Below are 24,042 nucleotides of genomic sequence, written 5' to 3'. Positions count from 1 at the left end.
CACCGTCGGCGCCGGCGTTGTGTCGAAGATCGTCAAGTAAGCCTATCGCTTCGACGCATCACAGCAATGTGGTGGGGCCGGCCCGAAAGTACTTGGGGCCGGCCCGCTCTTTGGGTATAAACCCTGCTCTTTTTGGGGTCTAGGACATGGACAATCAGAATATCCGGATCCGCCTTAAGGCGTTTGATCATCGCGTGCTCGACCAGAGCACCAGCGAGATCGTCAACACCGCGAAGCGGACCGGTGCGCGCGTCCGCGGTCCGATTCCGCTGCCCACGCAGTTGGAAAAGTTCACGGTAAACCGCAGCCCGCACATCGATAAGAAGTCGCGCGAGCAGTTTGAGATTCGCACCCACAAGCGTCTGCTGGACATCGTCGACCCGACGCCCCAGACGGTTGATGCGCTGATGAAGCTCGACCTGGCCGCCGGCGTCGACGTCGAAATCAAGCTGTAATCAAGTTTGGTCGAGTACGGGACCTCTCCCGATCTGAGGATGTCCCGAGTTATGGAGAAAAACAGATGCGATCCGGATTGATCGCGCAGAAGGTCGGCATGACCCGCGTCTTCACCGACGAGGGTGAGAGCGTGCCGGTGACTGTGCTGAAGCTGGACCAGGTCCAGGTCGTCGCCCACAAGACGGAAGAGAAGGACGGCTATACAGCCCTCCAGCTCGGCGCCGTCAAGGCCAAGGTGAAGAATGTCGCCAAGGCCCAGCGTGAGGTGTTCGCCAAGGCCAAGGTCGAGCCGAAGAAGAAGCTCGTCGAGTTCCGCGTGGCCCCCGCCAACCTGATCGAGGTCGGCGCTGAGCTGACCGCGGATCATTTTGTTGCCGGCCAGTTCGTGGACGTGCAGGGCACTTCCCTGGGTAAGGGTTTTGCCGGCGGTATGAAGCGCTGGAATTTCGGCGGTCTGCGTGCGACCCACGGCGTGTCCGTGTCGCACCGCTCCATCGGTTCGACCGGTGGCCGTCAGGATCCCGGTAAGACCTTCAAGAACAAGAAGATGCCCGGTCATCTGGGTGTCGATACCGTCACCGTCCAGAACCTGAAGGTCGTGTCGGTCGACGCCGAGCGCGGTCTGATCCTGGTTAAGGGCGCTGTCCCCGGCCATGAGGGCGCTTTTGTCCTCGTCAAGGACGCCGTCAAGAAGAAGCTGCCCGAGGGCGTGCCGTTCCCCGGCGCCTTCCGTGCTCCGGCTGCTGAAGCTGTCGCGGCGGAGGGCTGATAAATGAAGACGTCCATCAAGAATCTGAACAACGAAACCGTCGGCGAGATTGAGCTGTCGGAAGCCGTGTTCGGCCTGCCGGCCCGTCAGGATATCCTGGCTCGCATGGTGCTGTGGCAGTTGGCCAAGCGCCGCGCCGGTACGCACAAGGCCAAGGGGATCTCCGAGATCTCCGGCACCACCAAGAAGCCGTGGCGCCAGAAGGGCACCGGTCGCGCTCGCGCCGGCAGCCTGCGTTCGCCGCAGTTCCGCGGCGGCGCCCGGATTTTCGGGCCGGTCGTTCGTTCCCACGAACATGACCTGACCAAGAAGGTTCGTAAGCTGGCCCTCAAGACCGCCCTGTCGGTCAAGGCCGCCGAAGGCAAGTTGGTTGTGCTGGAGTCCGCCAAGGCCGACAGCCACAAGACCAAGGTGCTGTTCGGTCAGCTGCAGGCCCTGGGTCTGAAGTCGGCTCTGATCATCGACGGCGCCAATGTCGACGTCAACTTCGCCCGTGCCGCCGGTAACATCCCGCACATCGACGTGCTGCCGGAACAGGGCGCCAACGTGTACGACATCCTGCGCCGGGACGTTCTCGTCCTCACGCGCAACGCTGTCGAGCAGCTGGAGGCTCGCCTGAAATGAGCACGAGCAAGAAGACCACCATCTCGGCCGAGCGCATGTACGACGTTGTCGTCGCGCCCGTGATCACCGAGAAGGCCACCATGGGTTCCGAGCACAACCAGGTCACCTTCAAGGTGCGTATGGATGCAACGAAGCCCGAGATCAAGGCCGCGGTTGAAGGCCTGTTCAAGGTGAAGGTCACGGCGGTGAATACCTCCGTGGTCAAGGGGAAGACCAAGCGCTTCCGTGGGACGATCGGTCGCCGGTCGGACTACAAGAAGGCCGTGGTTACCCTCGCCGAGGGCAGCTCCATCGACGTGACCACCGGCGTGTGAGGGTAGAGCTATGGCTTTGAAGACTTTCCGTCCGATTACGCCGAGCCTCCGCCAGCTCGTTCTGGTGGACCGTTCGGAGTTGCATAAGGGCAAGCCCGTGAAGATGCTGACCGAGGGCCTGACGGGCTCTGGCGGTCGCAACAACACGGGTCGCATCACCGCTCGTCGTATGGGTGGCGGTCACAAGCGCACCTACCGCATCATCGACTTCAAGCGTACGAAGTTCGATATGCCGGCGACGGTTGAGCGCCTGGAATATGACCCGAACCGTACCGGCTTCATCGCTCTGGTGAAGTACACGGACGGCACCCTTTCCTACATTCTGGCTCCGCAGCGCCTGAAGGCCGGCGACGTTGTCGTCTCCGGTGAGAAGGTTGACGTGAAGCCCGGCAATGCCATGCCGCTGAAGAACATCCCCGTCGGTACCATCGTCCACAATGTGGAATTGAAGGCCGGCAAGGGTGGTCAGTTGGCCCGGTCTGCCGGCACGTACCTGCAGCTGGTTGGTCGTGACCAGGGCTATGCCCAGCTCAAGCTCCCCTCGGGCGAGCTGCGCATGGTCCGTGGCGAGTGCATGGCCACCATCGGGGCTGTGTCCAATCCGGATCAGTCCAACGTGGTCATCGCCAAGGCTGGCCGTAACCGTTGGCTGGGCAAGCGTCCGTCCGTTCGCGGCGTCGCCATGAACCCGATCGATCACCCGCATGGTGGTGGTGAAGGCCGCACCTCCGGTGGCCGTCACCCGGTCACGCCGTGGGGCAAGCCGACCAAGGGCAAGAAGACGCGTCAGAACAAGGGCACGGATAAGCTGATTATCCGCCGCCGCGCTAAGTAAGGGAGTGCTGCCGTGACTCGTTCCGTTTGGAAGGGGCCGTTCGTTGACGGCTACCTGTTGAAGAAGGCAGACAAGGCGCGTGCGTCGGGCCGCAACGAGATCATCAAGATCTGGTCGCGTCGTTCCACGATCCTGCCGCATTTCGTTGGTCTGACCTTCGGCGTCTACAATGGCCAGAAGTTCGTGCCGGTGCTGGTGACCGAAAATATGATCGGTCACAAGTTCGGTGAGTTCTCGCCGACCCGTACGTTCTACGGCCATGCGGCCGACAAGAAGGCGAAGAGGAAGTAATCATGGGAAAGCCGGCTGCAGAACGGCGCCTCAGCGAGACTGAGGCCAAGGCGTTCGGCGGAATGATCCGCACGAGCCCGCAGAAGCTGAACCTGGTTGCACAGCTGATCCGTGGAAAGTCCGCTGGTGAAGCTGTCGCCCTTCTGACATTTTCCAAGCGTCGCATCGCTGGCGAAGTGAAGAAGGTCCTCCAGTCCGCCATCGCGAACGCCGAGAACAACCACCAGCTGGACGTTGACCGCCTGTTCGTGTCCCACGCGACGGTCGGCAAAGCTCTGGTCATGAAGCGTTTCCATGCCCGCGCTCGCGGTCGTGGCGCCCGTGTCGAGAAGCTGTTCAGCAACCTGACCGTGATCGTGCGTGAGCGCGCTGAGGACAAGGCCGAGGGGGCCGCTGAATAATGGGTCAGAAAGTTAATCCGATCGGCCTGCGCGTCGGTATCAACCGGACGTGGGACAGCCGCTGGTACGCTGGTCGTGACTATGCCAAGCTGCTCCATCAGGATCTGAAGCTGCGCGGTTACCTGCAGACCCGTCTGCAGGCAGCTGGTGTCAGCCGCGTCATCATCGAGCGTCCGGCCAAGAAGGCCCGCGTCACCATCCACACGGCCCGTCCGGGTGTGGTGATCGGCAAGAAGGGTGCGGACATCGAAAAGCTGCGCTCCGAGCTCAGCAAGATGGCGGGTTCCGAGGTGAACCTGAACATCGTCGAGATCCGCAAGCCGGAGCTGGACGCCCGCCTGATCGCCGAGAACATCGCCAGCCAGCTGGAGCGTCGCGTGGCGTTCCGTCGCGCCATGAAGCGCGCAGTGCAGTCGGCGATGCGTCTGGGCGCCCAGGGCATCCGTATCAACTGCTCCGGCCGTCTGGGCGGCGCGGAAATCGCACGTATCGAGTGGTACCGCGAAGGCCGCGTGCCGCTGCACACCCTGCGCGCTGACATCGATTATGGTGTTGGCACCGCAAAGACCACCTACGGCACCTGCGGTGTCAAGGTGTGGGTGTTCAAGGGTGAAGTGCTGGCCCATGATCCGATGGCGCAGGACAAGCGCGCCGCGGAACAGACGGCTGCCCGCTGATCATCCGGATACTGGCAAGGGATCTAGAGAAGGCTACATGCCATGCTGAGTCCGAAGCGTACCAAGTACCGCAAGGCGCACAAGGGCCGTATCCACGGCGCGTCGAAGGGCGGTACCACTCTTAACTTTGGCGCTTTCGGCTTGAAAGCTGTCGAGCCGATGCGTATCACGGCCCGTCAGATCGAGTCGGCACGCCGTGCCATCACCCGCCACCTGAAGCGTCAGGGTCGCGTCTGGATCCGGATTTTCCCGGATCTGCCCGTGTCCTCGAAGCCGGCGGAAGTGCGCATGGGCTCCGGTAAGGGTTCGCCCGAATTCTGGGCCGCGCGCGTTGCGCCGGGCCGTATCATGTTTGAAGTCGATGGTGTGCCGGCTGAGCTGGCCACCCGCGCCTTCGAACTGGCCGCTGCGAAGCTGCCGATCAAGGTCCGTATGGTCACCCGTCTGGGTGAAGGGGGTGAGGCATGACGAAGGCTACTGACCTTCGCGGCAAGAGCGTGGATGAGCTGAACGATCAGCTCCTCCAGCTCAAGAAGGAGCAGTTCAACCTGCGTTTCCAGAAGGCTTCCGGCCAGCTGGAGAACACGGCGCGGGTTCGTGTGGTGCGTCGCGATATCGCCCGCATCAAGACCATCCTGGGCCAGCAGACCGTGTCTGCTGCGTCCGCGTCCTAAGGAGGGGTCACTAATGCCCCGTCGCGTCCTGCAGGGCACTGTGGTTTCCGACAAGGGTGACAAGACTGTCACCGTGCTTGTCGAGCGCCGCGTGATGCATCCTGTGTACAAGAAGTTCATCAAGCAGTCCAAGAAGTACGCCGCCCATGACGAGGCGAACGCGTTCAAGATCGGCGATAGCGTCCAGATCGAAGAATGCCGTCCGATCTCCAAGTCCAAGCGGTGGACCGTCGTTGTGGCCCCGGCCGCAGACGGCAATCCGAACGCCTGAAGATAAGGAAGATATTCCATGATTCAGATGCAAACCAACCTGGAAGTCGCGGATAATAGCGGCGCGCGCCGGGTGCAGTGCATCAAGGTGCTGGGCGGCGCTGGTCGTCGCTTCGCCGCCATCGGCGATATCATCGTCGTGTCGGTGAAGGAGGCCATTCCGCGCGGCCGTGTGAAGAAGGGTGACGTGCAGCGCGCGGTCATCGTTCGCACCGCCAAGGAACTGCGCCGTGAGGACGGTTCCGTCATCCGCTTCGACCGTAACGCTGCCGTGCTGATCAACAAGCAGGGTGAGCCGATCGGTACGCGCATTTTCGGGCCCGTGACCCGTGAGCTGCGCGGCAAGAAGTTCATGAAGATCATTTCGCTGGCGCCGGAGGTGCTCTGATGGCTGCGAAGATCCGCAAGGGCGACAAGGTCGCTGTCATCACTGGCAAGGACAAGGGCAAGACCGGCGAAGTGATCGAGGTTCTGCCGTCCGAAGGCCGCGTCAAGGTGCGTGGTGTCAACCTGGTCAAGAAGCACCAGCGTCAGACCCCGATGCAGCAGGGCGGCATCGTTGAGATCGAAGCGGCGATGGACCTGTCCAACGTTGCCTATCTCGACCCGAAGACCAACAAGCCGACCCGCGTCGGCTTCCGGATCCTGGAAGATGGCCGCAAGGTCCGCTTCGCCAAGGATTCCGGCGAAGTGATCGATCAGTGAGGCGCGCCATGGCTGCTCGTATGAAAGAACGCTACGACGCGACCATCCGTGCAAAGTTGAAGGCGGAGTTTAACTACGCCAACGACATGCAGGTGCCGCGTCTCGAAAAGATCGTGATCAACATGGGCGTTGGCGAAGCCGCCAGCGACGGCAAGAAGGTGAACCAGGCGGCTGCTGAGCTGGCTGCCATCACCGGCCAGAAGCCCGTGATCACCAAGGCCCGCAAGTCCATCGCGCAGTTCAAGCTGCGTGAAGGCATGCCGATCGGCTGCAAGGTGACGCTCCGTCGTGACCGTATGTATGAGTTCCTGGACCGTTTGGTCACCATCGCGCTGCCGCGCGTCCGCGACTTCCGCGGCATCAACGGCAATGCTTTCGATGGCCGCGGGAACTATGCCCTGGGTCTGAAAGAGCAGCTCATTTTCCCCGAAATCGACTATGACAAGGTCGATGACATTCGGGGCATGGACATCATCTTCGTCACGACGGCCAAGACCGACAAGGAAGCCAAGGCGCTCCTGAAGGGTTTCGACATGCCGTTCGCCGGGGAGGCGGGGACCAATGGCTAAGAAGAGCTCGATCGAGAAGAACAAGCGCCGCACCGAACTGGCGGCGAAGCACCGGGAAAAGCGCGCCGCCCTGAAGGCGACCGCGAAGAACCGTGAACTCTCTGATGAGGAGCGTTTCACGGCCGTCCTGAAGCTGGCCCAGCTGCCCCGTAATGGCAGCCGTACCCGCATCCGGAACCGTTGCGAGCTGACGGGGCGTCCGCGCGCCTTCTACCGCAAGTTCCGCTTGTGCCGTGTCGCCCTGCGTGATCTCGCCAGCAATGGCCAGATCCCGGGCATGACCAAGTCCAGCTGGTAAGGAGGGTCGGGTAATGAGCCTGAGCGATCCCCTGGGCGATATGCTGACCCGTATTCGTAACGGTCAGAAAGCCCGTATGTCGGTCGTGACGAGCCCCGCGTCGAAGCTCCGCACCAATGTGCTGGAAGTCCTGAAGCGTGAAGGTTACATCCGCGGTTACGCCGTGGAAGAGGACCGTCCCGGTGTGCAGTCGCTGCGCATCGAACTGAAGTACTTCGAAGGCGAACCGGTCATCAAGGAAGTGCATCGCGTTTCCAAGCCGGGTCGTCGCATCTATTCGAAGATCGCCGATCTGCCGCGGGTCTATAATGGCCTGGGTATTTCGATCCTGTCGACGCCTCGCGGCGTCATGTCCGACGCGGAGGCCCGCGCTGCCAATGTTGGCGGCGAAGTCCTCTGCAAGGTGTTCTAAGGAGCACGGCCACATGTCCCGTATCGGAAAGCATCCGGTGCCGGTGCCGGCCGGCGTTACCGTCCAGGTCACCGGTCAGACTGTCACCGCCAAGGGCAAGCTGGGTCAGCTCAGCTTGAACTTGATCGACGAAATCGAAGCCAAGCTGGAAGACGGTAAGATCACCGTCGCGCCGCGGACCGAAACGGTCCGCGCTCGCCAGAACTGGGCCACCGCCCGTACCAACGTTGCCAATCTGGTGACCGGTGTGGACAAGGGTTTCACCCGCAATCTCGAAATCACCGGCGTCGGCTACAAGGCCGCTGTCGCTGGTTCGGAGCTGGTGCTGAACCTGGGTTTCTCTCACGACATTCGTTACCCCATTCCTGCGGGGATCACGATGAAGTGCGACAAGCCGACGTCCATCTCGATCAGCGGTGCTGACAAGCAGCAAGTTGGTCAGATCGCTGCGGAGATCCGCTCCTATCGTCCGCCAGAGCCCTACAAGGGCAAGGGTGTGAAGTACGATAACGAGACGATCATCCGCAAAGAAGGCAAGAAGAAGTAAGGCGGACGACGATGAGCAAGCAACAGGATCTCAACGCGCGCCGCAAGGCGCGGGTGCGCGCCCGGCTCCGCAAGGTCGGCAGCGGTCGCGCTCGTCTCTCGGTCTTCCGGTCGAGCCAGCATATCTATGCCCAGATCATCGACGACGAGGCCGGCCGTACGCTGGTCTCTGCGTCGTCCCTGGAAAAGGACATGCGGGAAGCCCTGAAGACCGGTGCCGACATCGAGGCGGCCAAGGCCGTCGGCAAGCTGATTGCCGAACGCGCTGCGGCACAGGGTGTCAGCTCGGTTTACTTCGATCGTGGTCAGTACCTGTATCACGGGCGTGTGAAGGCTTTGGCCGACGCCGCCCGCGAAGCCGGCCTGCAGTTCTAAGGGGGTTAGCATGGCTCGTAATGAGAACAGCGCGGCCGGCGGCGAAGGTGAGCGGCGGAACCGCGATCGCGGTGAGCGCCGCGAGCGTGGTGAAAACCGCGATCGTCGTGAGGAACGCGAAGGTGACGATCTCGTCGAGAAGCTCGTCGGGATCAACCGCGTCGCCAAGGTCGTCAAGGGTGGCCGTCGTTTTGGCTTTGCCGCCATTGTCGTTGTCGGTGACGCGAAGGGCCGCGTCGGCGTGGGTTCGGGCAAGGCCCGCGAAGTGCCGGAAGCCATCCGCAAGGCCACTGAGCAGGCCAAGCGCTCCATGATCCGCGTGCCGCTGCGCGAGGGTCGGACGCTGCATCATGATGTGTTCGGTCACTTCGGTGCCGGCAAGGTCGTGTTGCGTGCCGCTCCTCCGGGTACCGGCATCATCGCCGGTGGTCCGATGCGCGCCATCTTCGAAGCCCTGGGCGTGGCGGACGTGGTGACCAAGTCGGTCGGTACGTCCAACCCGCACAACATGATCAAGGCAACCTTCGACGCCCTGGCGCAGTGCGTCAGCCCGCGTTCGGTGGCTGCCCGTCGTGGTCGTCGCGTTTCCGACATTCTCGGCAAGCGCGATGGTGAGAAGGAGGCCGCGTAAATGGCTGACAAGAACACCGTCATCGTGACCCAGACGGGAAGCCCGATTGGCCGCCAGAGCGACCAGCGTGCGACCCTGATCGGTCTGGGTCTCAACAAGCTGAACCGTACCCGCGAGCTGGAAGATACCCCGGCTGTCCGTGGGATGATCAACAAGGTTCGGCACCTCGTGCGCGTCGAGGAGGCCTCGTAAGAGGTTTCCCCGATACGGCCTGAAGGATCAAGACCATGAAGCTCAACGAAATCAGTGAAAACCCGGGCGCACGCAAGCTTCGCATGCGCATCGGCCGCGGCATCGGGTCCGGTAAGGGCAAGACCGGTGGCCGTGGTGTCAAGGGTCAGAAGTCCCGTACGGGCGTCTCGATCAAGGGCTTCGAAGGTGGCCAGATGCCTCTGCATCGCCGTCTGCCGAAGCGTGGTTTCTCCAACGTCCCGTTTGCCAAGGATTATTCCGTGGTGAACGTGGGTGCTGTGCAGAAGGCCATCGAAGACGGTCGTCTGAACGCTGCCGAGACGGTGAATGCCGAGGCGCTGGTGAAGGCCGGCCTGGTGCGTGTCTCCGCCGACGGCGTGCGTCTGCTGAACAAGGGCGCCATCAAGGCCGCCGTGACCTTCGACGTTGCTGGCGCTTCCGCCGGTGCAGTCGCTGCGGTCGAGGCTGCTGGTGGCAAGGTGAACCTGCCGGCCGTTGAGGCCTGATCGGTTTCACCAACCCGGTTGGTAATGTGTGGCAAGGCTCCGGAGTAATCCGGGGCCTTGTTGCTTTTGGGCCGGTTGTTCTTGTCGGTGACGTCGCTGGTGCCGGGGCTGCGAGGTGGTGAGGCTCACCGTCGGGGTGGGCGGGGGCGCTGCGCCGGACCGCGCCAGCGCCGGACGTTACGACCGCGCCGTTGCCTTGTCAGATTGGCACAAGATGCCGCAGCCCCGACATTGGTGGCATTGACCGCGCCGTCTGTTGGCTTTACCCCTGTTGCAAGGGATGATTAGCGGCTGATGGACCGGACTTGAGCCTCTGGTGATGGAACGGACATCTGTCAGATGCACATGGCATCGCGGCGTGGGCGTTTTTCATGTTGACCACATGGCCCTCTGTCCTGTTGATACGCGTGAGAGTGGCTGGCCCTCTGTTTGGGCCGCACCAGTGACTTGCCAAGAGGCCTTTTATGGCATCCGCCGCTGAACAGCTTGCCGCGAACATCAATTTCGGTGCCTTCTCTAAGGCAACCGAACTGAAAAAGCGTATTTGGTTTACCTTGGGGGCGTTGATCGTCTACCGCCTGGGGACCTACATTCCCCTTCCTGGTATCGACAGCGGGGCCTTTGCCAGTTTCTTCGCCGATCAGTCGGGCGGCATCCTGGGCATGTTCAACATGTTCGCCGGTGGTGCCGTGGAGCGCATGTCGATCTTTGCGCTCAACATCATGCCCTACATCTCGGCCTCGATTATTATTCAGTTGATGACCGCCGTGTCGCCGTCGCTGGAGGCCTTGAAGAAAGAGGGCGAGTCGGGCCGCAAACGCCTCAACCAGTATACCCGTTACCTGACGGTCGCTCTTGCTCTGGTTCAGTCCTACGGTCTGGCGCTGGGGTTGGAAGGCATGAACCAAGGTGGCGCGGGTGTGGTGATTGATCCAGGCTGGTATTTCCGCCTGTCGACCGTCATCACCATGGTCGGTGGCACAATGTTCCTGATGTGGCTGGGCGAACAGATCACCGCCCGCGGCGTCGGCAACGGCATTTCGCTGATCATCTTCGCCGGGATTGTGGCGGCATTGCCGGGCGCGTTCGCGCAGATCCTGGAATTGGGCCGTACGGGTGCCATGAGCACCTGGTTCATCTTGGGCCTGCTCCTGCTGGCGATGATTGTGATCATGGCCATCGTGTTCTTTGAACGCGCGCAGCGCCGCCTGATCGTGCAGTATCCCAAGCGCCAGATGGGCAACAAGATGTATGGGGGCGAGGCCTCGCATCTGCCGCTGAAGCTCAACACTGCTGGTGTCATCCCGCCCATTTTCGCGTCGTCGCTGCTGTTGCTGCCATTGACCGCAGTGGGCTTTTCATCGGCCGGCGGGCCGGACTGGCTGGCGACGATCACGCAATATCTGGCGCATGGAACACCGCTTTATATGGTGCTGTATACGGCGCTGATCGTTTTCTTCTGTTTCTTCTATACCGCCATCGTCTTCAACCCGACCGAGACGGCCGAGAACCTGAAGAAGTATGGCGGGTTCATTCCGGGCATCCGGCCCGGCAAGAACACGGCCGATTATCTGGACTTTGTGCTGACCCGTTTGACGGTGGTGGGGGCCGCCTACATCACGGTGGTCTGCTTGCTGCCGGAAATCATGATGGCGGAATATGGGGCCGCTTTCTATTTCGGTGGTACCAGCCTGCTGATCATGGTCACTGTGACCATGGATACCGTGGCCCAGATCCATTCCCACCTGCTGGCGCATCAGTATGAAGGGCTGATCAAAAAGGCCAAGCTGCGTGGGAGACGTGGATGAACCTGATTCTGTTGGGTCCGCCGGGCGCCGGTAAGGGGACACAGTCCCAGCGCCTGGAGAAGAAGTACGGCACCGTACAGCTTTCGACGGGCGACATGCTGCGCGCCGCCGTGCGCAGCGGGTCGGAACTGGGCCAGCGCGCCGATGCCATCATGAAGGCCGGGCAATTGGTGCCGGATGAGGTCATGATCGCCATGATCTCCGAACGGATCGACCAGCCGGACTGTGCCAAAGGCTTCATCCTGGATGGTTTTCCGCGTACCGTGCCCCAGGCTGCCGCCTTGGATAGCATGCTGGCTGACAAGGGTCTGAAGCTCGACCATGTGATCGAAATGAAGGTGGACGGGCCGGCCCTGGTCACCCGCGTCACCGGTCGTTTCACCTGCGCCAAATGCGGCACCGGCTACCACGATACGTTCAAGCCGACAGCAGTCGCCGGCACCTGCGACAATTGTGGTTCGACCGAGTTCACGCGGCGTGCTGACGACAATGCCGAAACCTTTGGCAAGCGTTTGGCGGCGTATGAGCGCGACACGGCCCCTATCCTGCCTTACTACGCGACCCGTGGCGTGCTGAAGCAGGTGGATGGCATGGCGGAGATCGACGAGGTCACCCGTCAGTTGGAAGCCATTATCGGCTGATCCATCATTTCGGTGGAGTGGATAAGAAAGGGCGGCCGCCGGTAGGGTGACCGCCCTTTTTCTGATTCGGATATCGTTCAGCTACGCCAGCGCAGGATGGTGTCCTTCACGGGATTGACGAAATCCCGCCCTTCTTCCTGGGCACGCTGATACTCGTTCTTCAGTTGATGATACCATCGGGCCTGGGTGTCGGCGTCTTTGATCAGCATCAGGGTTGGTTCATGGACCAACCCCTTCTGCTGCATCACGACCACATCACGGTCTTGGCCCAGGAAACGGCGCACGAAACGGCGCAGGATGGGCTTGGCGAGATCGGCCCAGCCCAGCGTCCAATAGAAGCTGTTGGTCACCTCGGTGTTGTTGGCGTCCAGTGGCGTGACGGTGGTCAGGTTTACGATGCGGTGCCGCCCGGCGGCGATGTGTTCGGTCCGTATGCCAGGAAGCCGGAAGGTGATCTCTGTCTCCGGTGCGCCGCCCAGCAGCTTATAGGCGGCAGAGTTGGAAGAAGGGCGGTGACGCTTCATGGCAAAGCCATAGGGGGCGGGACCAAAGGCCTTTGCCTTCTCATGGATTGAGCGGGACGACCGCCAATACCAGCTTTGATGCACAAAAGGCCCATGGGCAGGGTCCATCAGGCCGATGACGGCATGATCGACGGGGCAGGGGAAATGCATGACCTCTGTCAGATTGGGCACCCGCCCGTCCATGTCAGGCATCTGCGCCGGCTCGCCCTGCGGTGCGCTGTTGCCCATCCATATCCAAAGATTACCCTGCGCCTCCACGACCGGGTAGCGGCGGACCTTAATGCGGCTGATATCAAAATCCTGGTCGGGCACCAGAGAGGGGATGGCGGTGCAGCCGCCACCGCCATCGAATCGCCAGCCATGATAGCGGCACTCCACCTCCCGCCCGTCGAATCGGCCACAGGAAAGCGGGATGCCCCGGTGCGGACAGATGTCGCGCAGGGCGAAGGCCACACCGTCATTATCCCGCGCGAACAGGACAGGCTGACCCAGCAGGGTCTTCGCCTGCATTCGGCCGCGCTTCAGCGTCGCAGACGGCAGGGCGAAGTACCAGATGTCGGTCAGGAAGGCGGGTATATCCACCGTTCTTGCTCCAGGCGTTGAAACACTTTGCGGGCACCATAGGCGGGAGCCGGGGCTTCGTCCATCGCGGGGCTCTTGCTGCAATTGTGGATGTTGTTGAGTTGAATTACCTTCAATCGATACAAGAATGGGGTTGGGTGGTGATAGCGATGAGGGGACTTCATTTCTGCGTTTCGGCTGTCTTGGCGCTTTGTTTGTTCTCTGCGATCCCGTCATCGGCCGATGACATGGTCCAGATGCGGCAGGGGTTCGAAAAATCCTGCGCTGAAGGTGTTCCGGAGGGCTGCTTCGGTCTGGCCAACATGATGCATGCCGGTGCGGGTGGCCCAATGGATGAGTCGCAGGCGCGGCTTTTCTATGCAAAGGCCTGCGACGCCAGCGAGCCCCGCGCCTGCTTCAATTTGGCAACCATGTATGAGAGCGGTGCGGGCGGCTCCGTTGACCTGGCCAAGACCCGCGAGTTGTTGGGTCGCACCTGTGACCTAGGGGTACTCCAGGGTTGCGCGGTTGTGGCGACGATGCAGAGGAACGGCGAGGGCGGTCCGGCGGATTTTCCTGCTGCCCTCAAGAATTACGGTGCGGTGTGTGATTCCGGGGACAGCAATGGATGCATGATGGTCGGCATCATGACCTTCACCGGCCAGGGCACCAAAGCCGACCCCCAAGCCGGCTGGAGCAAGATGACCGATGCATGCAAGGCCGGCAATCAGATGGCTTGCGATACAGTAAAACAGCTTGAGGCCCTGATGCGTAAGAAGGGTGGCTGACCGCCAGCCACCACATCATTACCGGCGTCACAGCCACGCCGTCTCCACATCCAGAACCGTGCGGTCCAGGCTGGTGAGGATGCTGGCCTGTGTAACGGTCTTGGGCAATTCATGGGCGAAGAACCAGCGGCAGGCGGCCAGCTTGCCGTGCAGGTGATTGGTATCGCCTTTGCCCGCTGCCAGCCAGCTATTGGCCACCAGCGCCTGGCGCAGCCAGATCCAGGCCATGACGGTGTGGCCAAACATCTCCAGGTAGGTGGTGGCATTGGCCAGCGAAAGGGCTACCTGGCCACCCGCCCGCACAGCCCCCAGATGGCTGGTGACAGTGGCGACCCGGACCAGGGCCTCGCCCAGTGCGGCGGCGTGCGGGGCGAGAGCGGGTTGCCCGGCGGCCTGGGCGATGGTCGCGTTGATCTCTGCCCCCAGCACCTGCAGCGCGGCGCCGTTGTCCATGAACACTTTACGGCCCAGCAGGTCATTGGCCTGGATGCCGTAGGTCCCCTCATGGATCGGGTTCAGGCGGTTATCGCGGTAATATTGTTCCACTGGATAATCGCGGGTATAGCCATAGCCGCCCAGGATCTGGATGGCCCATTTATTGGCCTCCAGGCAATGCTCTGACGGCCAGGATTTGGCGATGGGGGTCAGCAGTTCCAGCAACAAGGTGGCGCGGCGGCGACCGGCTTCATCGGTCGCTGTACGTTCCTCATCCACCAGCCGGGCGCAGAGCAGGCAGAGTGCGATGGCGCCTTCCGATGCCGCCTTCTGCTGCAACAGCATGCGACGGACATCGGCATGCTCGATGATAGGTACCATGGGGCTGCTAGGGTCGCGCGCCTCCAGCGGGCGGCCTTGTGGCCGCGTGCGGGCATAATCGGCGGAATAGCGGTAGCCGGCATAGCCCAGTGCCGCTGCCCCCAGCCCGACACCAATCCGCGCCTCGTTCATCATCTGGAACATATAGGAAAGGCCGTGATGGGCCTGACCCACCAGGAAGCCCTGGCAACGCCCTTGCTCACCAAAGGACAGAATGGTGCTGGTGGTACCGCGATAGCCCATCTTATGCAGCAGGCTGACCAGCCGCACGTCATTGTCGGGGCCGATGCTGCCGTCATCATTGACGCGGTAACGTGGCACGATGAACAGGCTGATGCCCTTCACCCCCGCCGGCGCGCCCTTGATCTTGGCCAGTACCATATGGACGATATTGTCCGACAGCTCATGTTCGCCAGCGCTGATCCATTGTTTGGTGCCGGTGATGCTATAGCTCCCATCCGCATTGGGAACGGCGCTGGTGCGGATATCGGCCAGGCTGCTGCCGGCCTGGGGTTCGGACAGGGCCATGGTGCCGAAGAACCGGCCCGTCAGCATGGGGGCCAGAAACTTGGCTTGCTGCGCTTGGCTGCCGAAACTGCGGATCAGGTTGCCCGCCCCGATAGTTAGGAACGGATAGGCAGCGGTAGCGACATTGGCCGTCTGGAAGAAGCTGAAGGCCGCCTGCACCACACACCAGGGCAATTGCAGCCCACCCAGTTCCTCATCATGGTGGGCGGCCAGGAAGCCGGCCTCGGCAAAGGCGTCCACGGCCTCCTTGACGGCGGGCAGCATGACCACTTTGCCATCAATCCGGTCGGGCTCGTTCTTGTCGGCCTCGTGATAATGCGGCCCGAACTTCTCATCCGCCAGACCGGCGGCGGTATCCAGGACCTGGGACAGGGCGTCGCGGTCCAGATGGCTGAAACGGGGGCGCGACAGCAGGCTGTCCAGTTCCAGCAGACCATCCAGGATGAAATCAATCTCGCCACGGTCCATCCGGCTCATGCCCGCATCCTCCCGATACCTGTTTGCGGCCAGTGTGGTCTCGGCCTTCAAACAGATGTTTAAATTGTCGGGCGAAGCCTGTCGAGAGGCAGCTTCAGCGGCGCCAGAAAGAGGGGCTGAGCAGCACGAAGACCGTGAACAGTTCCAGCCGGCCCAGCAGCATGGCCAATGACATGATCCAGACCGCAAAATCATGCAGGGGTTCGTAATTGCCGACCGGACCGATCATCGGGCTGAGGCCGGGGCCGACATTGCCCAAGGCTGTGGCAGCGGCAGAAATCGCCGTCACATAGTCCAGCCCGGTCAGGCCCAAAAGCACCGCAAACATCATGATCAACGCGATATAAAGGAAGGTGAAGCTCATCACGGAGACGATGACATCGGCATCGACCAGCTTGCCATTATAGGTCAGCGGGATCATCCGGTTGGGGCTGAACAGGCGGTTGATCTGCATACGCAAAGCCAGCCACAGAATCTCGAACCGGAACATTTTGATCCCGCCCGAGGTGGACCCCGTGCATCCCCCCACCAGGGTCAGGATAAAAAACAGGGCTACGGGACCGTGGCCCCAGGCGAGATAATCGGTCGAGGAAAAGCCCGTTGTCGTGATCAACGACACGCAGTTGAACAGTGCATGCCGGATCGCTTCCATCGGCGCCAGATGGTCTTTGGCGATCAGATAGAGCGCCAGCAATCCTGCAACAATCAGCGTGAAGGCGGTGTAATGGCGAACCTGGCTGTCATGCCATAGCGCTTTCGCATCCCCCTTCATCATTGAAATAAACCGGACGAATGGCAGGCTGCCCAGGAACATGAACAGAATGATGGTCCATTCCACCCCGGCATTCTGGAAGTAGCCGATTGACGTGTCCTTGGTGGAAAAGCCGCCCGTCCCCAGAGCCGTCATTGAATGGTTGATGGCATCAAACATAGGCATGCCGGCCAGCCGCAGCATGATGATGCAGGCAATGGTCAGTGCCAGATAGACCCAGCCGAAACCCAGCGCCATGTCGGCCGCACGCGGCACCACCTTGTCCGACTTATCGGAGGATTCGCTGCGGAATAACTGCATTCCGCCGACCCGCAGGAAGGGCAGGATCACGATGCCCATGCCGACAATGCCAATGCCGCCCAGCCAGACCAGCAGCGACCGCCACAGCAGCAGGCCGGGCGGCAGCGATTGCACCGTGGCATAGGCGCTGGCACCGGTTGTTGTCAGGCCTGACATGGCCTCAAAGAAAGCATCGGCATAGCTCAGACGCTGTTCCGCGAACGTAAAGGGTAGGGCAGCAAAGGCGCAGACCACGATCCAGGCAAAAGTGGTCAGGATAAAGGTCTGCCGTAGCGACAGGGCGATCCGGTCAGCCCGGTTCACCAGCATCAGCAGAACGCCGAAAAACAGGGTCAGGCCGGAAGACACCGCAAAGACGCGCCAGTCATCTTGCCCCGCCGCCAGATCGGCAATCATCGGCGCCACCATCGCCAGGGCGATGACGGACAGAAGCGCACCGATTACATAGAAAATGGGACGAACGTCCAGGGAGAGCATGGCACTCCGGCGGTTAGGCAGGAAACCGCAGCCTTAATGGCGCGGAACGCGACACACACCCTTGTTGAAGCCGGCATGGCAGTCAAGCCCGCTTTGCCGCCCCGGAACAGCAACGGCCGGGGAAAGCCCCGGCCGTCCTCAAAGGTGCTCAAGAGGCTGGGGTCACTCGATCCCCAGAGCAGCCTTATACAGTTCCAGAAGCGCGTCCATCTCCTGACGGTCTTCTTTCTCCATCCGGCGGATGCGGATGATCTGGCGCATCACCTTGGTATCAAAGCCGGTGCCCTTGGCCTCGGCATAGATGTCCTTGATATCGTCCTGAATGCCCTTCTTCTCTTCCTCCAGGCGCTCAATGCGCTCAATGAAGGAACGCAGGCGGTCGGCCGCGATTCCGCCGACATCGTTGGAGGTTGCGGCGTCAGACATGGTGTCACTTACCTTGGCAAGGAGGGTGGAAAGTGCCGGGACCTTAGCCAGCCGGACGCGCTGACGCAAGCCGGTTGGTGGTCGGGATTGTCGACCCTTATCCCCGCCGGAGAACCAGGGCCACACCGACCACCGTCATCGCCATGCCACCCAGGGCCAGCGGGCCCAGTCTTTCCCCGAACAAAGCCCAGGCCATCAGAGCGGTGACGGGCGGGACCAGATAGAACAGACTGGCGATCCTGGAGGCTGCTCCCTGCCGGATCAGGGCGAACAACAGGAAGATCGCCCCTACCGACAGGACCAAGCAAAGCCAGACCAACGCAAAGATGAAGTCAGCGGTCCAGTTGATTTGCATGGTTTCCAGGAATGGCGCAGCAATGGCCAGCACGGTACCGGTTGCCGCATATTGGAGGGTGGTGCCGGTGCGCAGATCCATGTCGGCGCAGAAGCGCTTCTGGTACAGGGTGCCGATGGAAATGCCCAGCAGGGCTGCCGCCGATAGGCCAATGCCCAGTGGGCCGCCCATGTTCAGCGACAGCTTCTCCCACACCACCGCCGTCACACCGGCCAGACCCAACGCAAAGCCAAGCCATTGCCATCCCTTGATACGCTCGCCCAGCAGCGGCCCGGCGATCAGCGCCGTCAGCAAAGGCTGCAGACCAACAATAAGGGCCACGCTGCCGGCCGGCATGCCCTGCTTCAGGGCGCCAAATACCCCCCCGAGATAAATGCCATGCACCAGAAGACCAGCCACCGCGATATGCCCGACGGTGCGCCAGGAGGTGGGCCATGGCGCCTTCTGCCACGCGGACAGGGCCAAGAGCATCACAGCCACCAGCGCCATACGCCAAAGCAGAAAGGTCAACGGTTCTGCGTGGGGCAGGCCAAGCTTTCCGCCAATGAACCCCGTGCTCCACAGCAGGACAAACAGGGCGGGGGCCAGTTGCCCCCAGTCGGGTGCGGAAAGACCACCGGTGGGGGGTGACGGCGTGTTCATGTGACAGATCCCGAAACGGCAAACGGCCGCCCCCCGGGTAGGGAAGCGGCCGTCGACCTAACAGACCGAACAGATAACAGCGTGACCGTGATCAGCCGTTGTTCTTGCCCTGCTTGGCCACGATTTCGTCAGCGACGTTCTTCGGCACCGGGTCATAGTGCGAGAATTCCATCGTGAACGAACCACGGCCAGAGGTCATGCCGCGCAGCTGACCGATATAGCCGAACATGTCGGACAGCGGCACATGTGCTTCCACGGCGATGTTGTTGCCGCGCTCCAACTGACCCAGGATCGTGCCACGACGACGGTTCACGTCGCCGATGACATCACCCAGATAATCTTCCGGAACGACAACTTCGACCTTCATGATCGGTTCCAGCAGAACCGGACCAGCCATCTTCATGGCTTCGCGGAAGCAGGCCTTGGCGGCGATTTCGAACGTCAGGGCGTTCGAGTCGACGTCGTGGTACTTACCGTCAACCAGCGTGGCCTTGAAGTCCACAGTCGGGTAGCCGGCGATGACACCGTCTTCCTTCTGCATCTGCAGGCCCTTGTCCACCGACGGGATATATTCGCGGGGAACGGTACCACCAACGACCTGATCGACGAAGGCATAGCCAACGCCACGATCCTGCGGCTCGAAAATGATCTTCACTTCAGCGAACTGGCCCGAACCGCCGGTCTGCTTCTTGTGGGTATAGATGTGCGTGACCGGGCGGGTGATCGTTTCACGATAGGCCACCTGCGGACGACCCATGACGCCTTCCACACCATACTCGGTACGGACACGGTCCAGGGTGACTTCCAAGTGCAGTTCGCCCATGCCGCGCAGCAGGGTCTGACCGGTTTCGCGGTCGGTTTCCAGACGCAGCGAGGGATCGGCACGGACCATCTTGCCGATGGCGGCGCCGAACTTGTCCTGGTCAGCGCGGTTCTTCGGCTCGATCGAGACAGAGATCACGGGCTCGGGGAAGCGCATGCGCTCCAGCACCACGGGGGCCGTGGCATCGCACAGCGTATCACCGGTATCCGTTTCGGCCAGCGACACGAAGGCGACGATGTCACCAGCGCGGCATTCTTCCAGATCGTTGGTGTCCTTGGCGAACATTTCCACGATACGGCCGATACGCTCGCGCTTGCCACGGGTGGCGTTCAGCAGGGTCGTGCCCTTGGTGACGACGCCCGAATAGACGCGCACGAAGGTCAGCGAACCGTACTTGTCGTTCAGCACCTTGAACGCCAGACCGGAGAACGGCTCGTCGTCAGAGCACAGACGCTCGCCATTCGGGTTACCGTCGGGGTCCACCGTCTTGATGGCTTCCACGTCGGTCGGGGCCGGCAGATACCAGACAACGGCGTCGAGCAGCTGCTGCACACCCTTGTTCTTGTAGGAAGAACCGCACAATACCGGCACGAAGGCGCCGTTCAGGGTGGCCTTGCGGATGCACTCGCGCAGCTGGTCAGCCGACGGCTCGTTGCCTTCCAGATAGGCTTCCATCAGGGCGTCGTCCTGCTCCACGCAGGCTTCCACCAGATCCTGACGGTACTGCTTGTACTGCGACAGCAGTTCACGATCATAGGCGTTGGTGATCTTCAGCTTGTCAGCCAGATCATCCGTAACGTCCCAGATCTCCCACTTGCTGTCCTTTTCCTCGGAGAACCAGACATAAGCCTTCATCTCGACGAGGTCGATCATGCCATGGAAGTCATCTTCCGAGCCGATCGGCATCTGCAGGCAGACCGGACGCGAACCGAGACGATCAACAACCATCTTCACGGTGCGGCGGAAGTTGGCGCCCGAGCGGTCCATCTTGTTGATGTAGCACATGCGCGGAACCTTGTAGTTGTCCGCGAGGCGCCAGTTCGTCTCGGTCTGCGGCTCCACACCGGCCACACCGTCGAACACCACGACAGCGCCGTCGAGCACGCGCAAGCTACGGTTCACCTCAATGGTGAAGTCCACGTGGCCCGGGGTGTCGATGACGTTGATCTTCTTGCCCTTCCAGTGGCAGGACACGGCAGCCGACTGAATCGTGATGCCGCGCTTCTGTTCCTGCTCCATATAGTCGGTCGTCGTCGACGTCTTCAGATCCTTGGTATCATGAACGTCGATGATCGTGTGCTTGCGCCCGGTATAGTACAGGATGCGCTCAGTCGTGGTCGTCTTGCCGGCATCGACGTGGGCGATGATGCCGATATTCCGGATATCAGAAAGCGGGGTAGTGCGGGGCATAAGAAGGGCTCCGTCGTCCAGCGTCGTGTCAAAACAGATCAACCGACCCGGCGTGGTGAGGTCGAGTGCGTGGATGAGGCGGGAGGAACCACGATACCGCAGCACCCATCCCGCACGAAAAAAACCGGGGTGCCGTCAGCGCCAAGCGCCTCGGTTCCCCGGTGGCGGCCTATGTAGCGCGGATGCAGCCTTATGCCAAGGGGGGATATGGCATGACGGGTAAGCGCGTGGGCGATGGTGCAGTCCCGTATCGCGGACGCAGAGTGACATTGTGGATAGTCACCAGCATCATCAGACGGGACTTGCCGCCCGGCGCTCCCGGCCTACGGTGGCGTCTGGCAGGTCAGAAAAGAAAACCCCGCCGGAATTGCTTCCGGCGGGGTCTCTCTCAACCTTTAACGGTCGGGTCTGGATCAGGCGGCGGCTTCTTCGCCGTCCTCGTCCTTCACCAGCACCGGGCCGCTGTCCTTGCCCTTGGCGGACGTATCGCGGTCAACGAACTCGATGATGGCCATCGGGGCGTTGTCGCCATAGCGGAAGCCGGCCTTCAGGACGCGGGTGTAGCCACCGGCGCGGTCCTTGTAACGCTCGGCAATGACGGTGAACAGCTTGTCCACAACGGCATTGTCGCGCAGTTCGGCATAGGCCAGACGCTTGTTGGCGAGGCCGCCCTTCTTGCCGAGCGTGATCAGCTTTTCGACGATCGGACGCAGGTCCTTGGCCTTCGGCAGGGTCGTCTTGATCTGCTCGTGCTTGATCAGGGCGTTGGCCATGTTGGAGAACATGGCGAGACGGTGAGAAGTGGTACGGCTGAACTTACGCCCGGAAACACCGTGACGCATGGTTGCTCTCCTTCATATCCTGGCCCCGCTGGGCGGAACCGATGGCGATCCCCGCAAGCGCCGGTACCCGGATGGGCCAGTACGGCGGGGGTGGGCAGAATGCCCGAACCTGTACATTTCCCGTTGCTGGCAAGCCATCAACGGGCCTCAGTCGCCGGCGCCGACATCCGTCGGCTTGGCTACGCCGCATGGGCGGCGCGGCAGCAGTCGCTGCCGAGTTTAACAAAGGACAAGCATTGCCTGTCCTTTGTCAAATTGAGGCGGCGGACCATAGGGACCGCCGCCGACAAGGTCAAGCTCAGTACGGCTCTTCCAGACGCTTGGCCAAGTCCTCGATATTCTCGGGCGGCCAGTTCGGGATTTCCATGCCGAGATGCAGACCCATCTGGGCCAGCACTTCCTTGATCTCGTTCAGCGACTTGCGGCCGAAGTTCGGGGTACGGAGCATCTCCGCCTCGGTCTTCTGCACCAGGTCGCCGATATAAACGATGTTGTCGTTCTTGAGGCAGTTGGCCGAACGGACCGACAGTTCCAGCTCGTCCACCTTGCGCAGCAGGTTCTTGTTGAAGGGGATTTCGTCCGCCTTCGACTCGGCCACGGCTGCCTGCGGCTCCTCGAAATTGATGAACATCTGCAGCTGGTCCTGCAGGATGCGGGCGGCGATGGCCACCGCGTCTTCCGGCGTGACAGCACCATTGGTCTCAACGGTCAGCAGCAGCTTGTCATAGTCCGTGGTCTGGCCGACGCGGGTGTTTTCCACCTTGTAGGCGACCTTGCGGACGGGGGAGAAAATGCTGTCGACCGGGATCAGACCGATCGGTGCATCTTCCGGACGGTTCAGAGAGGCGGGGATGTAGCCCTTGCCCGAATGAACGGTCAGTTCCATGTTCAGCCGCGCGCCGGCATCCAGCGTGCAGATGACGTGATCGGGGTCCAGCACCTCGATATCGGCGCCGGTATCGATCATGCCGGCAACAACGTTGCACGGGCCTTCGGCGCGCAGACGCATGCGGCGGGGGCCTTCGGCACCCATCTTCAGCGCCATGGCCTTGATGTTCAGAACGATGTCCGTCACATCCTCGCGCACGCCGGGGATCGACGAGAATTCATGCAGCACGCCGTCAATATGGATCGACGTGACAGCGGCACCCTGCAACGACGACAGCAGGACACGACGCAGCGAATTGCCCAGCGTCAGAGCGAAACCACGCTCCAGCGGGCCTGCAACGATCATGGCTTCACGCTTCGGGTCGTTGCCCGGCGTGATTTCCAACTTGTTCGGCTTTTCGAGAGTCTGCCAGTTTTTCTGGATCACGGCTGTGCCTCATGCCATCGGGGACAAAACAACGTCCCGACACCGGGGATTCCGTTCCATTCTGGGCAGCCACGATGGCGTGTGACTGCCTTTCCCGAACGGGGCCTGTGCCGGGACGCGCTGTACTTGGATCAGACGCGGCGCTTCTTCGGCGGGCGAACGCCGTTGTGCGGGATCGGCGTCACGTCGCGGATGGACGTGATCTGGAAGCCAATCGACTGCAGCGCGCGCAGAGCCGATTCACGGCCCGAACCCGGACCCTTCACTTCGACTTCCAGCGTCTTCATGCCGTGCTCCTGGGCCTTGCGGCCCGCGTCCTCGGCCGCCATCTGGGCGGCGTAGGGCGTGGACTTGCGCGAACCCTTGAAGCCCATCGTACCGGACGAGGACCAGGCAATGGTATTGCCCTGGGCGTCGGTGATGGTGATCATGGTGTTGTTGAAGCTGGCGTTCACATGAGCGACGCCAGAGGTGATGTTCTTGCGCTCGCGACGGCGAAGACGTGCGGCGTTGGCATTGGGCTTGGCCATTTGGTCTTACTCCGTCTCTTACTTCTTCTTGCCGGCGATCGGCTTGGCCGGGCCCTTACGGGTGCGCGCATTGGTATGCGTGCGCTGGCCACGAACGGGCAGGCCCTTGCGGTGACGCAGGCCACGATAGGCCACCATGTCCATCAGACGCTTGATGTTCATGGCGGTTTCACGACGCAGGTCGCCTTCGACCTTGTAGTCGCTGTCGATGGTCTCGCGGATGCGCAGGACTTCGTCGTCGGTCAACTGGTTGACGCGACGCTCGGCCGGGATGCCGACCTTGGCGCAGATGTCAGAAGCGAACTTCGGGCCAATGCCATGGATGTACTGAAGGGCGATCACCACACGCTTTGCCGTGGGGATATTGACGCCAGCGATACGCGCCACGTGTCTTCTCCTCGTTATGCCCGACCACGATGGCCGGGCGATCTTCGTCCACATCCCGCCTGCCAGCGCCGGTAC

General features: G+C 61.7%; 34 protein-coding genes. 24 read left to right on the top strand and 10 right to left on the bottom strand.

Translation table 11 applies throughout. The annotated features are described in order from the left end of the window. Positions 1-146 precede the first annotated feature (146 nt). The 23 genes from rpsJ to CHU95_RS10440 all read left to right on the top strand — a co-directional run bounded on the left by rpsJ (position 147) and on the right by CHU95_RS10440 (position 11,994). A complete protein-coding gene (gene rpsJ, locus CHU95_RS10550) occupies positions 147-455 on the top strand; it encodes a 30S ribosomal protein S10 (protein WP_029013602.1) in 309 nt (102 codons plus the stop codon). Positions 456-520: 65 nt separating this feature from the next. After that, positions 521-1,225 carry a 50S ribosomal protein L3 gene (rplC, locus tag CHU95_RS10545; protein ID WP_094456282.1) on the top strand — a complete coding sequence of 235 codons (705 nt, stop codon included), beginning with the start codon at positions 521-523 and terminating at the stop codon, positions 1,223-1,225. A 3-nt stretch (positions 1,226-1,228) separates the two neighbouring features. Further along, positions 1,229-1,849 (top strand): 50S ribosomal protein L4, encoded by a 621-nt coding sequence (gene rplD, locus CHU95_RS10540; protein WP_094456281.1) that lies wholly within the window; start codon positions 1,229-1,231, stop codon positions 1,847-1,849. Continuing rightward, positions 1,846-2,163 carry a 50S ribosomal protein L23 gene (locus tag CHU95_RS10535; RefSeq protein WP_094456280.1) on the top strand — a complete coding sequence of 106 codons (318 nt, stop codon included), beginning with the start codon at positions 1,846-1,848 and terminating at the stop codon, positions 2,161-2,163. Before rplD ends, CHU95_RS10535 begins: the two co-directional genes overlap by 4 nt. 10 nt (positions 2,164-2,173) lie before the next feature. Further along, entirely contained in the window at positions 2,174-2,998 is an 825-nt protein-coding gene (gene rplB / locus CHU95_RS10530) for a 50S ribosomal protein L2 (RefSeq protein ID WP_094456279.1), read from the top strand. 12 nt (positions 2,999-3,010) lie between these two features. Beyond that, positions 3,011-3,289, top strand: a complete 279-nt coding sequence (gene rpsS, locus CHU95_RS10525) for a 30S ribosomal protein S19 (protein ID WP_054168362.1) — start codon at positions 3,011-3,013, stop codon at positions 3,287-3,289. 2 nt (positions 3,290-3,291) lie between these two features. Continuing rightward, on the top strand, positions 3,292-3,690 hold the full coding sequence (gene rplV / locus CHU95_RS10520; RefSeq protein ID WP_054168361.1) for a 50S ribosomal protein L22: 399 nt from the start codon (positions 3,292-3,294) through the stop codon (positions 3,688-3,690). Further along, the gene (rpsC, locus tag CHU95_RS10515; RefSeq protein ID WP_094456278.1) at positions 3,690-4,367 is read left to right on the top strand and encodes a 30S ribosomal protein S3; all 678 of its coding nucleotides are present in this window, start codon (positions 3,690-3,692) and stop codon (positions 4,365-4,367) included. Before rplV ends, rpsC begins: the two co-directional genes overlap by 1 nt. A 42-nt stretch (positions 4,368-4,409) precedes the next feature. Next, positions 4,410-4,835 (top strand): 50S ribosomal protein L16, encoded by a 426-nt coding sequence (gene rplP, locus CHU95_RS10510; RefSeq protein WP_054168359.1) that lies wholly within the window; start codon positions 4,410-4,412, stop codon positions 4,833-4,835. Then, a complete protein-coding gene (gene rpmC / locus CHU95_RS10505) occupies positions 4,832-5,041 on the top strand; it encodes a 50S ribosomal protein L29 (protein WP_094456277.1) in 210 nt (69 codons plus the stop codon). Before rplP ends, rpmC begins: the two co-directional genes overlap by 4 nt. Positions 5,042-5,054: 13 nt before the next feature. After that, positions 5,055-5,312, top strand: coding sequence for a 30S ribosomal protein S17 (gene rpsQ / locus CHU95_RS10500; RefSeq protein ID WP_094456276.1), 258 nt, complete (start codon positions 5,055-5,057; stop codon positions 5,310-5,312). Between the two features lie 18 nt (positions 5,313-5,330). Next, complete coding sequence (rplN, locus tag CHU95_RS10495; protein WP_094456275.1) at positions 5,331-5,699, top strand: 50S ribosomal protein L14; 369 nt, start codon at positions 5,331-5,333, stop codon at positions 5,697-5,699. Continuing rightward, on the top strand, positions 5,696-6,016 hold the full coding sequence (gene rplX, locus CHU95_RS10490) for a 50S ribosomal protein L24 (RefSeq protein ID WP_211098100.1): 321 nt from the start codon (positions 5,696-5,698) through the stop codon (positions 6,014-6,016). Before rplN ends, rplX begins: the two co-directional genes overlap by 4 nt. 8 nt (positions 6,017-6,024) lie before the next feature. Continuing rightward, complete coding sequence (gene rplE, locus CHU95_RS10485; protein ID WP_094456273.1) at positions 6,025-6,585, top strand: 50S ribosomal protein L5; 561 nt, start codon at positions 6,025-6,027, stop codon at positions 6,583-6,585. Further along, a complete protein-coding gene (rpsN, locus tag CHU95_RS10480; RefSeq protein ID WP_094456272.1) occupies positions 6,578-6,883 on the top strand; it encodes a 30S ribosomal protein S14 in 306 nt (101 codons plus the stop codon). Before rplE ends, rpsN begins: the two co-directional genes overlap by 8 nt. 13 nt (positions 6,884-6,896) lie before the next feature. After that, on the top strand, positions 6,897-7,295 hold the full coding sequence (rpsH, locus tag CHU95_RS10475) for a 30S ribosomal protein S8 (RefSeq protein ID WP_094456271.1): 399 nt from the start codon (positions 6,897-6,899) through the stop codon (positions 7,293-7,295). 13 nt (positions 7,296-7,308) lie between these two features. Then, positions 7,309-7,842 (top strand): 50S ribosomal protein L6, encoded by a 534-nt coding sequence (rplF, locus tag CHU95_RS10470; protein ID WP_094456270.1) that lies wholly within the window; start codon positions 7,309-7,311, stop codon positions 7,840-7,842. Between the two features lie 11 nt (positions 7,843-7,853). Next, positions 7,854-8,216, top strand: a complete 363-nt coding sequence (gene rplR / locus CHU95_RS10465; protein ID WP_094456269.1) for a 50S ribosomal protein L18 — start codon at positions 7,854-7,856, stop codon at positions 8,214-8,216. Between the two features lie 10 nt (positions 8,217-8,226). Further along, a complete protein-coding gene (gene rpsE, locus CHU95_RS10460) occupies positions 8,227-8,847 on the top strand; it encodes a 30S ribosomal protein S5 (RefSeq protein ID WP_094456268.1) in 621 nt (206 codons plus the stop codon). Next, a complete protein-coding gene (rpmD, locus tag CHU95_RS10455) occupies positions 8,848-9,039 on the top strand; it encodes a 50S ribosomal protein L30 (protein WP_094456267.1) in 192 nt (63 codons plus the stop codon). Positions 9,040-9,074: 35 nt separating this feature from the next. Next, positions 9,075-9,545, top strand: a complete 471-nt coding sequence (gene rplO / locus CHU95_RS10450; RefSeq protein ID WP_094456266.1) for a 50S ribosomal protein L15 — start codon at positions 9,075-9,077, stop codon at positions 9,543-9,545. Between the two features lie 464 nt (positions 9,546-10,009). Then, the gene (gene secY / locus CHU95_RS10445; protein ID WP_094456265.1) at positions 10,010-11,353 is read left to right on the top strand and encodes a preprotein translocase subunit SecY; all 1,344 of its coding nucleotides are present in this window, start codon (positions 10,010-10,012) and stop codon (positions 11,351-11,353) included. Continuing rightward, on the top strand, positions 11,350-11,994 hold the full coding sequence (locus CHU95_RS10440; protein ID WP_094456264.1) for an adenylate kinase: 645 nt from the start codon (positions 11,350-11,352) through the stop codon (positions 11,992-11,994). Before secY ends, CHU95_RS10440 begins: the two co-directional genes overlap by 4 nt. 77 nt (positions 11,995-12,071) lie before the next feature. Here the strand turns inward: CHU95_RS10440 and CHU95_RS10435 are convergent, their stop codons facing one another. Then, positions 12,072-13,100: an aromatic ring-hydroxylating oxygenase subunit alpha gene (locus tag CHU95_RS10435; protein WP_245838118.1), complete on the bottom strand. Its 1,029-nt coding sequence runs from the start codon at positions 13,098-13,100 to the stop codon at positions 12,072-12,074. 5 nt (positions 13,101-13,105) lie between these two features. On the opposite strand from CHU95_RS10435, the gene CHU95_RS10430 reads away from it, so the two are divergent. After that, positions 13,106-13,867, top strand: a complete 762-nt coding sequence (locus tag CHU95_RS10430) for a tetratricopeptide repeat protein (RefSeq protein ID WP_245838116.1) — start codon at positions 13,106-13,108, stop codon at positions 13,865-13,867. Between the two features lie 27 nt (positions 13,868-13,894). Here the strand turns inward: CHU95_RS10430 and CHU95_RS10425 are convergent, their stop codons facing one another. From CHU95_RS10425 to rpsM, 9 genes are all read right to left on the bottom strand, one after another. Further along, positions 13,895-15,688, bottom strand: coding sequence for an acyl-CoA dehydrogenase family protein (locus tag CHU95_RS10425; protein ID WP_094456261.1), 1,794 nt, complete (start codon positions 15,686-15,688; stop codon positions 13,895-13,897). A 94-nt stretch (positions 15,689-15,782) separates the two neighbouring features. Continuing rightward, the gene (locus CHU95_RS10420) at positions 15,783-17,237 is read right to left on the bottom strand and encodes a TrkH family potassium uptake protein (RefSeq protein WP_094456260.1); all 1,455 of its coding nucleotides are present in this window, start codon (positions 17,235-17,237) and stop codon (positions 15,783-15,785) included. Positions 17,238-17,399: 162 nt separating this feature from the next. After that, positions 17,400-17,663, bottom strand: coding sequence for a DUF2312 domain-containing protein (locus tag CHU95_RS10415; protein ID WP_054168339.1), 264 nt, complete (start codon positions 17,661-17,663; stop codon positions 17,400-17,402). Positions 17,664-17,760: 97 nt separating this feature from the next. Continuing rightward, positions 17,761-18,660, bottom strand: a complete 900-nt coding sequence (locus tag CHU95_RS10410; protein ID WP_094456259.1) for a DMT family transporter — start codon at positions 18,658-18,660, stop codon at positions 17,761-17,763. A gap of 91 nt (positions 18,661-18,751) precedes the next feature. After that, positions 18,752-20,893, bottom strand: coding sequence for an elongation factor G (fusA, locus tag CHU95_RS10405; protein WP_094456258.1), 2,142 nt, complete (start codon positions 20,891-20,893; stop codon positions 18,752-18,754). Positions 20,894-21,306: 413 nt separating this feature from the next. Continuing rightward, the gene (gene rplQ / locus CHU95_RS10400; RefSeq protein WP_094456257.1) at positions 21,307-21,735 is read right to left on the bottom strand and encodes a 50S ribosomal protein L17; all 429 of its coding nucleotides are present in this window, start codon (positions 21,733-21,735) and stop codon (positions 21,307-21,309) included. Positions 21,736-22,033: 298 nt separating this feature from the next. Further along, positions 22,034-23,050: a DNA-directed RNA polymerase subunit alpha gene (locus tag CHU95_RS10395; protein ID WP_094456256.1), complete on the bottom strand. Its 1,017-nt coding sequence runs from the start codon at positions 23,048-23,050 to the stop codon at positions 22,034-22,036. A 131-nt stretch (positions 23,051-23,181) separates the two neighbouring features. Continuing rightward, positions 23,182-23,580 (bottom strand): 30S ribosomal protein S11, encoded by a 399-nt coding sequence (gene rpsK / locus CHU95_RS10390; protein WP_054168333.1) that lies wholly within the window; start codon positions 23,578-23,580, stop codon positions 23,182-23,184. 18 nt (positions 23,581-23,598) lie between these two features. Next, a complete protein-coding gene (rpsM, locus tag CHU95_RS10385; RefSeq protein WP_094456255.1) occupies positions 23,599-23,967 on the bottom strand; it encodes a 30S ribosomal protein S13 in 369 nt (122 codons plus the stop codon). Positions 23,968-24,042: the final 75 nt, after the last annotated feature.

The sequence above is a fragment of the Niveispirillum lacus genome, from assembly GCF_002251795.1.
GTDB classification, from domain to species: domain Bacteria; phylum Pseudomonadota; class Alphaproteobacteria; order Azospirillales; family Azospirillaceae; genus Niveispirillum; species Niveispirillum lacus.
This window is presented reverse-complemented; position numbering and strand designations above follow the sequence as displayed.